We start from the raw sequence: 14,761 nt of genomic DNA, 5'->3' as shown, positions 1-14,761 counted from the left end.
TGATATGGCGTTAGCCGCATCCGGCATTTTACGACGCTTGCGTTAGCCAAAAACCTTCGCAACATTTCAGCCATGCCTGGGCGCTGTGCGACAGATATACGCCCTCGCGCCAAATCATACCCAACTGCCAGCGTAAATCACTCTCCAGAGGGATCCAGCGCAAAGTTTGCTTATCCAGACGCTGGCAGATTGGCTCCGGCAAAATGGCGATTCCGACGCCGGCTTGTACCATCGCCGCCAGGAAATCCCACTGCCCGCTGCGTACTGCAATGCGGGGCTTGACGTTGTGCTGGCTAAACAGTTCAAGCAACTGGCGACTCAACGCGAAATCTTCGTTATAGATAAGTAACGGATGCTCCGCTAACGCCTCGGGGGAAATAGATTCGCACGTTGTCCACTGACCGGAGCGAGGGACCAGCACACAGAGCGGATGACTGAAAAGCGGTAAGGTCGCCAGACCGCTTTCTTCCTCAACCGGCAGCGCGGTCATCGCGACATCCAGATCGCCATTCATCACCGCCTGCTGGACGGTTAAGCCGCCAAATTCAGAGACCTTTAGCTCAACGCCGGGATAGCGCTGGCGAAAAAGGCTGATAGGCCCTGCCATCAACATGCCGACCATCGGCGGGATACCGAGGCGCAATAGCCCCTTGTTGAGATGGTTAATGTCGCTGAGTTCCGCTTCAAGCTGGCGAAACTCGGCGAGGATCGCCAGACCGCGCTCGAAAACCACTTGTCCGGTATCAGTCAACAAAAGCCGCCGACCGTCGCGGATTAGCAGCGTGCAGTTAAGCTCGTCTTCAAGATTCTTCAACATCTTGCTGATAGTGGGTTGAGTGACAAAAAGCTTCTCCGCTGCGCGAGTAAAGCTCTGCTGACGAACCACCTCAACAAAATATCGCAGCGTTCTGATATCCATGATTATTCCTTAAGACTATGCCTGCAATGAGTTTAATTCATTTCAGTCCGGGACGGGGGCTCTCTATACTGGCGCTCTCTATTTTTTAAGGACATACCCTCATGGCTGTGGCGATAAGCCGCGTGACGCCTGCTGTCATTCAACGACTTCAGATCCCCGTTCAGGTTCTGCTGTACGCAGGTCTCTTTGTATTTGCTCAATATCTTGTCTCCTGGCTGCATTTGCCGCTTCCTGCCAACCTGGTCGGGATGGTACTGATGCTGGCGTTAATTGTCTGCCGGGTTATCCCGCTGAACTGGATTCGCGCAGGCGCTCGCTGGTTACTGGCTGAAATGTTGCTGTTTTTTGTTCCGGCGGTGGTGGCCGTCGTCAACTATACGCAGCTGCTGCTGGTCGATGGCTGGCGCATATTCGCCGTTATTGCGCTAAGTACGCTGATGGTGCTCGGCGCCACGGCGTGGGTGGTCGATAAAGTGTATCGTTATGAAATGAGCAGGTTAAACCGTGAGTAATTTCCAGCTAAGCGTGTTGTGTCTGGTGATTACGTTGGGCATCTATTTTGCCAACAAGCGCCTGTATCGCCGTTTTCGTAAATTACCCCTGATGCCATTAGTTCTCACCCCGGCCCTGCTGGTGCTGATGCTAGTCTTCGGCCATATCTCCTGGCAAAACTATATTGGTGAATCGCACTGGCTGCTGTGGCTGCTAGGCCCGGCAACCATTGCGTTTGCCGTTCCGGTGTATGACAACCTTGCGGTGATTAAGCGGCACTGGATGTCGCTGACGGCGGGCGTGGTGACGGCAACGCTGGTGGCTGTCACCAGCTCCGTGTGGCTGGCGCGTTTGTTTATGTTGCCTGATGAGATCCAGCGCAGTCTGGCGGTGCGCTCTGTCACCACGCCATTTGCGCTGGCGGCGGCAGAGCCGTTGGGCGGGCAGCCGGACCTGGTGGCCTTGTTCGTGGTGGTGACCGGCGTATTCGGCATGGCGGTCGGCGATGTGCTGTTTTTACGCCTTTCCATTCGTGAAGGGATGGCGAAAGGCGCAGGATTTGGCGCGGCGTCGCACGGGGCAGGTACGGCGCGCTCTTATGAGCTCGGTCAGCAGGAGGGCGTAGTTGCCAGTCTGGTGATGATGCTTTCCGGCGTGGTGATGGTATTGGTTGCGCCGCTGGTGGCGATGGTCATGTTCTGATTTTTCGGTGGACGATATTTTTTCAGGTTTATGTCTCTTACACTGACGGTCCTTTTTTATCGCAGTGTAAGGATACTCAGCGTGAAATATATGTGGCTACTGGTCGGACTGTTTAGTCATGTCGCATTGGCATATTGCCCCGATGAAGACCAACAGGTGACCCTGCAAGGGACATTAATCCAACAGACTTTTCCCGGCCCCCCAAACTACGAAAGCATCAAGGATGGTGACGAAGCGGTAACTTATGACTATTTAAAGCTCGATCAGCCGTTTGAGTGTGATTTTGCACCTGAAAATGATGTCGTGCCGGAAGTACAGCTTATTCTTGCTGGCAAACGTTATATTGATTATGCCGATCTGGCTCCCCTTTTAGGAAAAGAGGTCATCCTGAGCGGGAAAACGATGTACGCCCAGATTGGTCGCCACTTTACCCCTGTTCTGCTCATCCTTGATGACGTGAAAGCTGCTGGCACTCTTACCACACCTGAACAGAAGAAGAGCGCGCTGCTTCAGTTTCAGCAGTTCCAGCAGGCGTTGCGTGAGAAAAACGTTGCGGCGTTGAAAACGTATTTTGTATTCCCATTGCCGGGCAGCCTTTTAGATTTTATTCCCTACGATGAATCACAAGATATCGAGACGGAACCGCTTACCGAAGCGGAGTTTGATAAACATGCATTGCAGATTATTGAGGGGTTGCAGAGGCTGAACGACCTTGATGTTAACCCTGACACGTTGACGATAAAAGAACACAGAATTAATGCGCTATCTGCTCAGGAGCAGCAGCGAAAATATTATCCCGCTGATGAAGACGGCCAATTTTATTATGAAGAAAACGGTCAGCGTCACACGGTGGAAGGAACCTGCGATACGGTTGCCGACGGGGAGTTTGAAGAGGGTATTTTAAGACTTTCTCAGGGTACCGAGGCGAATGCCCAACTGCCTGGCCTTTCAGAGTATTGTGATGGTGCGTCGATATATGATTTTGAATTGATTGATGGAAAACTCCGCCTGGTGCGCAGTTTTACCGCTGGATAAAAACAATATATTACGTGAGAAACAGAGAATAAGGATATCAAGTAAATATACTCAATGATTTATTTCTGGGCTGGAGAAAAGGTGTTCTGGGACGGTTGAAGTTTTTTCTTTATTTTGTATTGATTACCGTTATTTCATTATTTACAACATGGTTTTTAGTTGCGAATCCTTTTAGCAACTTCGCTATTTTTATCAATTGGCTGGGGATTATTTTAAGCTATTACTGTGGTTTTTTAGTCATCACCAAACGGTATCGGGAGTTGATGCCATTTCCAGTGATCATTGCGATTATTCACTGGGGAGCCGGGTTGCTGGCTTTCTGGAAGGGCTGGCAGTGGCTAAATATTGTGTGCTCGATTGTTTTCCTGTTGCTTATCGCTGTTCCTGCTCGCCGCTTTATAACGGATGAGAATCCCACATAATTGACAGAAATTCTTCCCCGGTCAAAATAACCGGGGAAGAGGAGGTGGGACTAGTGTGCGCGACCTTGTTCTACGCCGTACCCGGTCTGGGAACGGATGAACTGAGCACGGAACTGCTCGCGTTCGCGGTTGCCTTCTTCTGAGTTATCGGTAGCAGAGAAGAACCAGATCCCGAGGAACGCTACGCTGATGGAGAACAGCGCCGGATATTCATACGGGAAAATAGCTTTTTCGTGACCGAGGATTTGGACCCAAATGGTTGGGCCGAGAATCATCAGCACCACAGCCGTCAGCAGACCTAACCAGCCGCCGACCATGGCGCCACGGGTGGTCAGTTTTGACCAGTACATGGAAAGCAGGATGATCGGGAAGTTGCAGCTTGCCGCGATGGCGAACGCCAGGCCTACCATAAAGGCGATATTCTGATTCTCAAACAGCACGCCGAGCAGGATGGCTATCACACCCAGCACCAGCACGGTAATTTTTGACACCTTCAGTTCTTCACGCTCGGTTGCGCCTTTGCGGAATACGTTGGCGTACAGGTCGTGAGAAACAGCCGAAGCGCCCGCCAGGGTCAGGCCGGCAACCACCGCCAGGATGGTGGCAAACGCCACTGCAGAGATGAAGCCGAGGAACAGGTTACCGCCCACCGCATTCGCCAGGTGAACCGCAGCCATGTTGTTACCACCGATCAATGCGCCTGCAGCATCTTTGTACTCTGGGTTAGCACCTACCAGCATGATCGCGCCAAAGCCGATGATAAAGGTCAGGATGTAGAAATAACCCATAAAGCCGGTGGCATAGAACACGCTCTTACGCGCTTCGCGGGCATCGCTGACCGTGAAGAAACGCATCAGTATGTGCGGTAAACCTGCCGTACCAAACATCAGACCGAGACCTAACGACAAGGCGGATATTGGATCTTTAACCAATCCGCCAGGACTCATAATCGCGGAGCCTTTCGGGTGTACCGCCATCGCTTCGGTGAACAGGTTATTGAAGCTGAAGCCAACGTGCTTCATCACCATAAAGGCCATGAAGCTGGCGCCGAACAGCAGCAGAACAGCTTTAATGATCTGTACCCACGTGGTTGCCAGCATGCCGCCGAACAGCACATACATCATCATCAGCACACCAACCAGTACGACGGCGATGTGATAGTTCAGACCAAACAGCAGCTCAATCAGCTTACCTGCGCCAACCATCTGGGCGATCAAATACAGTGCGACCACCACCAGGGAACCGCAGGCCGACAGAATACGGATTGGCCCCTGCTTCAGACGATAAGAAGCAACGTCTGCAAAGGTGTAACGACCGAGGTTACGCAAACGCTCCGCAATCAGGAACAGGATAATTGGCCAGCCGACCAGGAAGCCGAGCGAGTAGATCAGCCCGTCATACCCAGAGGTAAACACCAGCGCGGAAATCCCGAGAAACGATGCCGCCGACATATAGTCGCCCGCAATCGCCAGCCCGTTCTGGAAACCGGTGATGTTACCACCGGCGGTGTAGTAGTCATTACGTGAACGTACCCGCTTAGACGCCCAGTAGGTGATACCGAGCGTAAAGATGACGAAAATCAGGAACATGACAATCGCCTGCCAGTTGGTTGGCTGGCGTTGAACTGCACCGCTAATAGCATCCGCCGCGTTTGCAGCGAAGGGCAGCGTGGCGGCAAGCGCCGTCAGGACTCTCTTCATGATGCTTTAACCTCGTGCAGAACCGCATTGTTCAGGCGATCGAATTCACTGTTTGCCCGCCAGATATAGATCCCGGTCAGGATGAAGGAGATAAGGATCACTCCGACCCCAATCGGAATACCCCGGGTGACGCTGGTTCCCGCGTGGAGCGGTGTACCCAGCCAGCCAGGCGCAAAAGCAATCAGTAAAATAAAGCTGATATAAACTGCCAGCATGATGATGGACAGAATGGTGGCAAACCGTTGCCGTTTTTCAACTAATTCCCTGAAATGCGCACTGTCTTCTATCCGCTGATAAATTTGGTCATTCATCACAGAATCTCCAGAGGTCCCCCTGCGTCTTTCGTGCTACAGGTTCGTTGGCCGCACTTGCCTACTCCAGCCACATAGTCATCTATGCTCCTGGGGATATGCTTGCTGGTCGCCTTCCTGTAACACGAAATCCTTTGGGGGAGGGTTTTTATATTTCCCTCCCGGTCAGGGGAGGGGTAGGGATAGGATTTGTAGGCCCGATAAGCAGCGCGCCATCGGGCATTTCATGGTTATCGTTATGATGGCATTGCGATGGCCTGCTTCTCTTCGAGCAGTTTCTCTACCACGCCAGGATCGGCGAGGGTTGAGGTATCGCCCAGATTGCTGGTATCGCCCGCCGCGATTTTTCGCAAAATACGGCGCATGATTTTGCCTGAGCGGGTTTTCGGCAGTGAGTCGGTCCAGTGCAGTACGTCTGGGGTTGCCAGCGGGCCAATTTCTTTACGTACCCAGTTGCGAACTTCGGCGTACAGCTCAGGTGACGGCTCTTCGCCGTGATTCAGCGTGATGTAGGCGTAGATCGCCTGGCCTTTAATATTATGTGGGATACCGACCACTGCGGCCTCGGCAATCTTCGGATGTGCCACCAGCGCCGATTCGATTTCAGCCGTTCCCAGACGGTGACCGGAGACGTTTAGCACATCGTCCACACGTCCGGTGATCCAGTAATAGCCGTCTTCGTCACGACGCGCGCCGTCGCCGCTGAAGTACATATTTTTGAAGGTAGAGAAGTAGGTTTGCTCAAAGCGTTCGTGATCGCCAAACAGCGTTCTCGCCTGACCCGGCCATGAGTCGGTAATCACCAGGTTGCCTTCGGTCGCGCCTTCCAGCGGGTTACCTTCGTTATCGACAATTGCAGGCTGTACGCCAAAGAATGGACGGGTGGCGGAACCGGCTTTCAGCTCGGTAGCGCCTGGCAGTGGGGTGATCATGAATCCCCCGGTTTCGGTCTGCCACCAGGTATCAACGACCGGACATTTTTCGTTGCCGATCTTCTTCCAGTACCACTCCCATGCTTCCGGGTTGATCGGCTCGCCAACGGAACCCAGGATACGCAGCGATGAACGGTCAGTACCTTCAATTGCTTTATCGCCTTCGGCCATCAGGGCGCGGATGGCGGTCGGTGCGGTATACAGAATATTGACCTGGTGCTTGTCCACAACCTGCGACATACGCGCCGGGGTTGGCCAGTTTGGTACGCCTTCGAACATCAGCGTGGTTGCGCCGCAGGCCAGCGGACCGTACAACAAATAGCTGTGCCCGGTTACCCAACCCACGTCCGCGGTACACCAGTAGATATCGCCCTGATGGTAGTCAAATACATACTTAAAGGTGGTGGCGGCGTAGACCAGATATCCGCCGGTGGTATGCAGCACGCCTTTCGGCTTGCCGGTTGAACCGGAGGTATACAGGATAAACAGCGGATCTTCCGCGTTCATTTCTTCTGGCTGATGGTCCGGGCTGGCTTTCTCAATAAGATCGGACCACCACAGATCACGGCCTTCCTGCCATTCTGTTTTACCACCGGTACGTTTGAGGACGACCACATGCTCTACGGTCTTCACGTTCGGGTTTTTCAGCGCATCATCGACGTTCTTTTTCAGCGGGATGCTGCGTCCAGCGCGCACGCCTTCATCGGCGGTGATCACCAGGCGCGAATTGGAATCGATGATACGTCCAGCGACGGCTTCCGGCGAGAACCCGCCGAAGATGACCGAATGCACTGCGCCAATACGGGCGCAAGCCAGCATGGCTACCGCAGCTTCCGGAACCATTGGCATATAGATCGCCACCACATCGCCTTTTTTAATGCCTAAATCCAGCAATGTATTAGCAAAACGGCAGACATCGCGATGCAGTTCGCGATAGGTAATGTTTTTACTCTGGGTAGCATCATCGCCTTCCCAGATGATGGCGGTACGATCGCCGTTTTCCTGCAGATGGCGGTCAAGGCAGTTTGCGGCCAGATTCAGGGTGCCGTCTTCGTACCATTTAATCGACACGTTGCCGGGTGCAAAGGAAGTGTTCTTCACCTGGCTGTATGGCTTGATCCAATCAATAATTTTTCCCTGTTCGCCCCAAAATGTGTCGGGCTCGTTAACGGATTGCTGGTATTTCTCTGCGTACTGCTCCGGATTTATCAGGCAACGATCCGCAATGTTTGCGGGAATAGCGTGTTTATGTATTTGGCTCATGGCTTTTGTTCTCCTTGTAGGATGTTAATAATATGTCTCATAAACGTTAAGTGTAGGGGCTTTGAGAGTTTTGTTTAGTATTTGCGCGGCAGATCACGCAATAAACGAATTGTGCAAATTAGCGACAAACTGAATTTTGAAGAGAACTAGCAAAAATTGACTAAATCTCGCGATAACATGTAGTTATCTAAAGGATTGTTGAAAAGGTGATCTGTCTCTGAATTAGACAAAAGAGGGTGCAACCAGAGGGGGTTACTAACTCTAAAGTGGTATTTTACATACACTTACAATTGATTAAAGACAACATTTTCAGTGTGGTTTCTTGTTACAAATAGGGTGGAGCAATGTCATGACAGTATTCGTGTGGTTGCTGTTATGGAAAACAATAAAAGAACCGCCATTGCAGATAATGGCGTCATCTGGATGAGACCCCTATGGCAAGGATAAAATCACGCGTACGCCGTTTCTTCAGCCTGTTAGTACCTTTATTATTTATCTCTGCAGTTTACGCTGAACAAACCCCCGTACCCGCAAAAAACGTCACCGTTGAAGCGAAGAATGAAGTCTTCGCGCCTCAGCATCCCGATCAATATCTCTCCTGGAAAGCCACGTCTGAGCAATCAGCCCGTGAAGATGCGCTGGCAGAAGATCCGCGTCTGGTGATCCTGTGGGCGGGATATCCCTTCTCGCGCGATTACAACAAACCGCGTGGACACGCGTATGCCGTGACCGATGTCCGTGAAACCTTACGTACAGGCGCACCCAAAACGGCAGAAGATGGTCCGTTGCCGATGGCCTGTTGGAGCTGTAAAAGCCCGGACGTGGCGCGTCTGATCCAGAAAGACGGTGAAGATGGCTACTTCCACGGTAAATGGGCGCGCGGCGGTCCTGAAATTGTTAACAATCTTGGTTGCGGCGATTGCCATAACACCGCGTCACCAGACTTTGCCAAAGGCAAGCCAGAACTGACGCTGTCGCGCCCTTATGCAGAACGCGCGATGGAAGCAATCGGCAAACCGTTTGAGAAAGCCGGTCGCTTCGATCAGCAATCCATGGTCTGCGGCCAGTGCCACGTGGAATACTACTTCGACGGTAAAAACAAAGCCGTTAAGTTCCCGTGGGACGACGGCATGAAAGTCGAGAACATGGAGAAATACTACGATACCATCGCCTTCTCTGACTGGACCAACTCCCTATCTAAAACGCCAATGCTGAAAGCGCAGCACCCGGAGTATGAAACCTGGAGCGCAGGCATTCACGGCAAGAACAATGTGACCTGTATCGACTGCCACATGCCGAAAGTGCAGAACGCGGAAGGCAAGATTTACACCGACCATAAGATTGGTAATCCGTTCGATAATTTCGCTCAGACCTGTGCGAACTGCCACACCCAGGACAAAGCGTCTCTGCAAAAAGTGGTCGCCGAGCGTAAACAGGCCATTCATGACCTGAAAATCAAAGTTGAAGACCAGCTTGTTCGTGCGCACTTTGAAGCGAAAGCCGCATGGGATGCGGGTGCGACCGAAGCGGAAATGAAGCCGATTCTGGAAGATATCCGTCACGCGCAATGGCGTTGGGACCTGGCTATCGCCTCACACGGTATTCACATGCACGCCCCGGAAGAAGGTTTGCGGATGCTGGGTAGCGCAATGGATAAAGCTGCCGATGCGCGTACCAAACTGGTCCGTTTGCTGGCAACTAAAGGCATCACGCATGAAATCCCGTTACCGGATATCTCTACTAAAGAGAAAGCCCAGGCAGCGATTGGTCTGAATATGCAGCAAATCAATGCTGAGAAACAGGACTTCATCAAAACGGTGATTCCGCAGTGGGAAGATCAGGCGCGTAAAAACGGTCTGTTAAGCCAATAACCCCATTTCGCCCCGCAAGGGGCGGATAACTCAACGGAGTGAATATGAGCGTATTACGTTCGTTATTAACTGCTGGGGTGCTGGCGTCAGGCTTGTTCTGGAGCCTGAGTGGAATCACAGCCACGCCAACGCCGCAGGAGTCGGATCAACGCTGGACGGTTACCCAACAGCGTAATCCGGATGCCGCCTGTCTGGATTGTCATAAGCCCGATACCGAAGGCATGCATGGTAAGCATGCAGACGTTATCAACCCGAATAACAAACTGCCGGTCACTTGCACTAACTGTCACGGCCAGCCGTCACCGAACCACCGTGAAGGGGTGAAGGATGTGATGCGTTTTAATGAGCCGATGTACAACGTGGAGCAGCAAAACAGCGTCTGTATGTCCTGTCACCTGCCTGAGCAGTTGCAAAAAGCGTTCTGGCCGCACGATGTCCACGTAACCAAAGTGGCGTGTGCCAGCTGTCACTCGCTGCATCCGAAGCAAGACACGATGCAGACGCTAAGCGATAAAAGACGGATCAAGATTTGCGTCGATTGCCACAGCGATCAGCGTAACAATCCGAACTTTAACCCGGCGTCGGTTCCGTTGCTTAAGGAGCATCCATGAGTTGCTCTCGTCGCCAGTTTATCACCGGCGTCGGCGCGCTGGTGGCAGTGAGCGGGACGGCGGGACGCGTTGTGGCGAAGACGCTGAACATCAACGGCGTACGTTACGGTATGGTTCATGATGAGTCTTTATGCATTGGCTGTACGGCCTGCATGGATGCTTGTCGGGAAGTTAACAACGTGCCGGAAGGCGTATCGCGTCTGACGATTATTCGCAGCGAGCCGCAAGGGACATTTCCTGATGTGAAGTATCGCTTCTTCCGTCACTCGTGCCAGCATTGCGATCACGCTCCCTGCGTTGACGTCTGCCCGACGGGGGCATCGTATCGCGATGCCGCCAACGGCATTGTGGATGTGAACCCGGATCTTTGCGTTGGCTGCCAGTACTGTATCGCCGCGTGTCCTTATCGCGTGCGCTTTATCCATCCGGTGAGTAAAACGGCGGATAAATGCGATTTCTGCCGGAAAACCAACCTGAAAGCGGGCAAACAGCCCGCCTGCGTTGAGTCATGTCCGACGAAGGCGCTGACGTTTGGTAATCTGGACGATCCCAACAGCGATATCTCCCGCTTGTTGCAGCAGAAAACTACCTACCGTTACAAGCTGGCGTTGGGCACAAAACCGAAGGTCTACCGCGTTCCCTTTAAATTTGGGGAGGTGAGCCAATGACATCCGCTTCTGCATTTCATTTCGAATCACTGGTGTGGGACTGGCCTATTGCCATCTATCTGTTCCTGATAGGCATCTCCGCTGGACTGGTCACGCTGGCAATTTTGCTACGTCGTTTCCATCCGGAGGCGGGCGGTTCAGACAGCACGCTGTTGCGCACCACGCTGGTGTTAGGGCCCGGGGCGATTATCTTCGGTTTGCTGATTCTGGTGTTCCACCTGACGCGCCCATGGACTTTCTGGAAACTGATGTTCCACTACAGCTTCACTTCGGTGATGTCGATGGGGGTCATGCTGTTTCAGTTATACATGGTGGTGTTAGTACTGTGGCTGGCAAAAATCTTTGAAAAAGAGGTGATTGCACTGCAGCAGCGGTTCGTGCCGCGACTGACGATTGTGTCAAAACTCCTGACACTAATCACGCCGTTCCATCGCGCGCTTGAGACGCTGATGCTGGTACTGGCGGTCCTGCTCGGGGCGTATACCGGGTTCCTGCTGTCGGCGCTGAAATCCTACCCGTTCCTGAATAACCCGATCCTGCCGGTGCTGTTCCTGTTTTCCGGGATCTCCTCCGGCGCGGCGGTGGCGCTGATCGCCATGGCGTTACGTCATCGTAGCAATCCGCACAGTACTGAAGCGCACTTTGTGCATCGCATGGAAGTCCCGGTGGTATGGCTGGAGATCTTCCTGCTGGCGGCGTTCTTCGTCGGCCTGGCGCTGGGCGATGACGGCAAAATGCGCGCGCTGGCGGCGGCACTGGGCGGCGGATTCTGGACCTGGTGGTTCTGGCTGGGCGTGGCCGGGCTTGGGTTGATACTGCCGATGCTGCTAAAACCCTGGGCCAATCGCAGTTCGACGTTTCATGGCGTGCTGGCAGTGTGCGGCGCCAGCCTGACCGGCGTACTGCTGCTGCGCTTTTTTATTCTCTATGCGGGTCAGCTAACCGTTGCGTAAGGTGATTTCTGGACGTTCTCCTTCCTGAAGCCGGTTTTCTGGCACTGTTATTAAGCCTCGGGGTCAACGTATTGACCCCGCTTGCCGTGTTGGTGGGTGTCCGCCAGCGCTGGCAAGGCCTGATGCGCCTGGCAAGTGTGGGCGTGTGGACGCAATTTTCGCTGCTGATGCTGGCCTTTGCCATTCTGGTATTCTGCTTTCTGACCAGTGACTTTTCGGTAGTCTATGTTGCGCAGCATAGCTACAGTCTGCTGCCGTGGGGGTTAAAACTGGCCGCGGTGTGGGGCGGGCATGAAGGGTCGCTGCTGCTGTGGGTGCTGTTTCTTTCCGGCTGGAGCGCGCTGTTCGCTTTTTGCTATCGACGTGACACCGATGCGCTGTTTCCGCTGACGCTCAGCGTCCTCTCAATGATAACGGCCCTGCTGCTGTTGTTTGTGGTGGTATGGTCCGATCCGTTTGTGCGCATCTTCCCGCCAGCCATTGAAGGGCGTGACCTTAATCCGATGTTGCAACATCTCGGGTTAATCCTCCATCCGCCGCTGCTGTACCTGGGTTATGGTGGTTTAATGGTGGCGGCAGGCGTGGCGCTGGCTTCGCTGCTGCGCGGTGACTTTAATGCACAAAGCGCCTGGGTGTGCTGGCGCTGGGCGCTGCCCGGTTGGTGCGCTCTGACGCTGGGGATTATTCTCGGCTCCTGGTGGGCGTACTGCGAGCTGGGCTGGGGGGGCTGGTGGTTCTGGGACCCGGTAGAAAACGCTTCCTTATTGCCCTGGCTTTCCGCCAGCGCGCTGCTGCATAGCTTATACATCACGCGCCAGCGCGGGATCTTCCGCCATTGGTCGCTGCTGCTGGCGATTGTCACGCTGATTTTATCGCTGCTGGGGACGTTGATTGTGCGTTCCGGCATTCTCGTTTCAGTACATGCCTTCGCGCTGGATAACGTCCGCGCCGCGCCGCTGTTTGCGCTGTTTACCGTATTGAGCCTGGCGTCGCTCGGGCTGTATGCCTGGCGCGGGCAGAATATTCGTCAACGTGCGCATTTTGGCGGCTGGTCGCGCGAGATGCTGATTCTGGTTGCGCTACTGCTTTTTTGCGCGGTGCTGATGATTGTGCTGATTGGCACGCTCTACCCGATGATTTACGGACTGTTCGGTTGGGGACGGCTCTCTGTGGGCGCACCGTACTTTAATCGTGCGACGCTACCCTTTGGGCTGCTGATGCTGCTGGTTATCGTGATGGCAACGTTCAGAAGTCGCAAAGTACCTGTACGTGCTCAGCTTCCGGCGCTGCTGGCGCATGCCGGGGTTTTGGTGTTTGCCGTCGGGATTGTCTTTTCCTGCGGGAGTCGTCAGGAGATAAGCCTGAACCTGAGCCCGGGGCAGCAGGTGGAACTGGCAGGCTACATTTTCCGTTTTGAGCGTCTGGACCTGGAAGCAAAAGGTAACTACACCAGTGAAAAAGCGCAGATCACGCTGTGGCAGGATGAAAAACGCATTGGCAGCCTGCAGCCTGAAAGGCGCTTCTATGCCGCGCGCCGTCAACAGATGATGGAGCCGGGGATCCGCTGGAATCTGTTACATGACTGGTACGCGGTGATGGGCGAAAAAACAGGACCGGACCGTTATGCCATGCGCTTGTACGTGCAGACCGGCGTACGTTGGATTTGGGGCGGAGGGCTATTAATGGTCTTTGGCGCGCTGCTGAGTGGATGGCGAGGGAGGAAACGTGATGCGTAATATCTGCGGTTTTATCGTTCTGTTTTTTATCACTTTCGCTACGCATGCCCAGGTTGTGGACACATGGACTTTTGCCAACCCACAACAGCAGGAGAAAGCGCTGTCGATTGCCAGTCAGCTGCGCTGCCCGCAGTGCCAAAACCAAAACTTGCTGGAATCCAATGCGCCGGTAGCGGTCAGCATGCGCCATCAGGTTTACAGCATGGTGGCGGAAGGGAAAAGTGAAGCCGAGATAACCACGTGGATGACCGATCGTTACGGCGATTTCGTGCGGTATAACCCGCCGTTGAATGAGCAAACGCTGCTGCTGTGGGCGTTGCCGTGCCTGCTGCTGTTACTTGTAGGGGTGGTGGTCTGGCGGGTGAGAAGGCGTCAGCGCGCAGAGGACGAAGTGTCATGAGCCAACCCGTATATTCTACAGCGTCGTTACGACCAATGCCCGTGAAGCGGCTGACTGCTGTGGTGGTGGTGATGGTTGTGGCCTGCATCGGTGGTTATCTGTTGACGTCAAAATGGCAGGCGGTACGGCAGGAACAGGCCCGACTGGCAGATCCATTACATGCGTTCTCCGATGAAAACGTTCAGGAAAAACAGCTGCTTTCCTTACAATCGCAAATTCGTGCCAATCCACGTGATAGTGTGAAATGGGCGCAACTCGGCGAGTATTATCTTTGGCAAAACGCGTATCATAATGCGCTGCTGGCCTACGAGCAGGCGCTGCGTGTCGGTGGTGAAAATGCTGAGATTTATTCAGCGATGGCAACGGTATTGTATTACCAGGCCGGACAACATATGACGCCGCCCACTCGCGAAATGATTGATAAGGCTCTGGCGCTGGACCCGGCTGAGGTGACAGCGCTGATGCTGCTAGCCTCAGATGCGTTTATGCAGGCCGACTATTCGCAGGCCATTTTGCAGTGGCAAAAGGTACTCGATTTAAACTCGCCGAGAGTCAACCGGGCGCAACTGATTGACTCGATTAATATGGCGAAATTACTGCAGAATCGGCAAAAATAATTTTGTTTTTTTTGTGATTTGTATCATTTGGCCTGTTTAAAAAACAGGCGAACGAACAAACGGACAAAAAAAACTCATGCCATGACTTCTTCATTTTTGAACATATTAAAATTCTTTTATAACAAAAAG

Annotated in this window: 13 protein-coding genes and 1 pseudogene; 10 read left to right on the top strand and 4 right to left on the bottom strand. The window is 53.4% G+C overall.

All coding sequences use genetic code 11. The features are described from left to right. Positions 1-28: 28 nt before the first annotated feature. The gene (locus tag On2M_RS22255) at positions 29-919 is read right to left on the bottom strand and encodes a LysR family transcriptional regulator (protein WP_151218060.1); all 891 of its coding nucleotides are present in this window, start codon (positions 917-919) and stop codon (positions 29-31) included. Between the two features lie 101 nt (positions 920-1,020). Here On2M_RS22255 and On2M_RS22250 point away from each other — a divergent pair, with 101 nt between their 5' ends. From On2M_RS22250 to On2M_RS22235, 4 genes are all read left to right on the top strand, one after another. Next, complete coding sequence (locus On2M_RS22250) at positions 1,021-1,431, top strand: CidA/LrgA family protein (RefSeq protein ID WP_005132599.1); 411 nt, start codon at positions 1,021-1,023, stop codon at positions 1,429-1,431. After that, positions 1,424-2,113: an LrgB family protein gene (locus tag On2M_RS22245; protein WP_151224611.1), complete on the top strand. Its 690-nt coding sequence runs from the start codon at positions 1,424-1,426 to the stop codon at positions 2,111-2,113. Before On2M_RS22250 ends, On2M_RS22245 begins: the two co-directional genes overlap by 8 nt. A 90-nt stretch (positions 2,114-2,203) precedes the next feature. Next, complete coding sequence (locus tag On2M_RS22240; protein ID WP_247605069.1) at positions 2,204-3,148, top strand: DUF4431 domain-containing protein; 945 nt, start codon at positions 2,204-2,206, stop codon at positions 3,146-3,148. A 95-nt stretch (positions 3,149-3,243) separates the two neighbouring features. Then, positions 3,244-3,570 (top strand): hypothetical protein, encoded by a 327-nt coding sequence (locus On2M_RS22235; RefSeq protein WP_210905470.1) that lies wholly within the window; start codon positions 3,244-3,246, stop codon positions 3,568-3,570. A 50-nt stretch (positions 3,571-3,620) separates the two neighbouring features. On the opposite strand, the gene actP is transcribed toward On2M_RS22235, so the two are convergent. From actP to acs, 3 genes are all read right to left on the bottom strand, one after another. Continuing rightward, positions 3,621-5,270 carry a cation/acetate symporter ActP gene (gene actP, locus On2M_RS22230; protein ID WP_151218056.1) on the bottom strand — a complete coding sequence of 550 codons (1,650 nt, stop codon included), beginning with the start codon at positions 5,268-5,270 and terminating at the stop codon, positions 3,621-3,623. Next, on the bottom strand, positions 5,267-5,581 hold the full coding sequence (locus tag On2M_RS22225) for a DUF485 domain-containing protein (RefSeq protein WP_151218055.1): 315 nt from the start codon (positions 5,579-5,581) through the stop codon (positions 5,267-5,269). The genes actP and On2M_RS22225 overlap by 4 nt, the downstream gene beginning before the upstream one ends. A 236-nt stretch (positions 5,582-5,817) precedes the next feature. After that, positions 5,818-7,776, bottom strand: a complete 1,959-nt coding sequence (gene acs / locus On2M_RS22220; RefSeq protein WP_151218054.1) for an acetate--CoA ligase — start codon at positions 7,774-7,776, stop codon at positions 5,818-5,820. 434 nt (positions 7,777-8,210) lie between these two features. Here acs and nrfA point away from each other — a divergent pair, with 434 nt between their 5' ends. From nrfA to nrfG, 6 genes and pseudogenes are all read left to right on the top strand, one after another. Continuing rightward, positions 8,211-9,647 carry an ammonia-forming nitrite reductase cytochrome c552 subunit gene (gene nrfA / locus On2M_RS22215; RefSeq protein ID WP_210905469.1) on the top strand — a complete coding sequence of 479 codons (1,437 nt, stop codon included), beginning with the start codon at positions 8,211-8,213 and terminating at the stop codon, positions 9,645-9,647. Between the two features lie 44 nt (positions 9,648-9,691). Next, positions 9,692-10,258, top strand: a complete 567-nt coding sequence (nrfB, locus tag On2M_RS22210; protein WP_210905468.1) for a cytochrome c nitrite reductase pentaheme subunit — start codon at positions 9,692-9,694, stop codon at positions 10,256-10,258. Beyond that, on the top strand, positions 10,255-10,926 hold the full coding sequence (gene nrfC / locus On2M_RS22205) for a cytochrome c nitrite reductase Fe-S protein (RefSeq protein WP_005132585.1): 672 nt from the start codon (positions 10,255-10,257) through the stop codon (positions 10,924-10,926). Before nrfB ends, nrfC begins: the two co-directional genes overlap by 4 nt. Continuing rightward, positions 10,923-11,879, top strand: coding sequence for a cytochrome c nitrite reductase subunit NrfD (gene nrfD / locus On2M_RS22200; protein ID WP_151218050.1), 957 nt, complete (start codon positions 10,923-10,925; stop codon positions 11,877-11,879). Before nrfC ends, nrfD begins: the two co-directional genes overlap by 4 nt. 8 nt (positions 11,880-11,887) lie before the next feature. Then, a pseudogene (gene nrfF, locus On2M_RS22195) lies at positions 11,888-14,015 on the top strand (heme lyase NrfEFG subunit NrfF). Next, on the top strand, positions 14,012-14,632 hold the full coding sequence (gene nrfG, locus On2M_RS22185; protein WP_151224613.1) for a heme lyase NrfEFG subunit NrfG: 621 nt from the start codon (positions 14,012-14,014) through the stop codon (positions 14,630-14,632). Before nrfF ends, nrfG begins: the two are co-directional and overlap by 4 nt. Positions 14,633-14,761 lie beyond the last annotated feature (129 nt).

The organism is Citrobacter sp. On2M, from assembly GCF_018035235.1.
Classification (GTDB): Bacteria; Pseudomonadota; Gammaproteobacteria; order Enterobacterales; family Enterobacteriaceae; genus Citrobacter; species Citrobacter meridianamericanus.
This window is presented reverse-complemented; position numbering and strand designations above follow the sequence as displayed.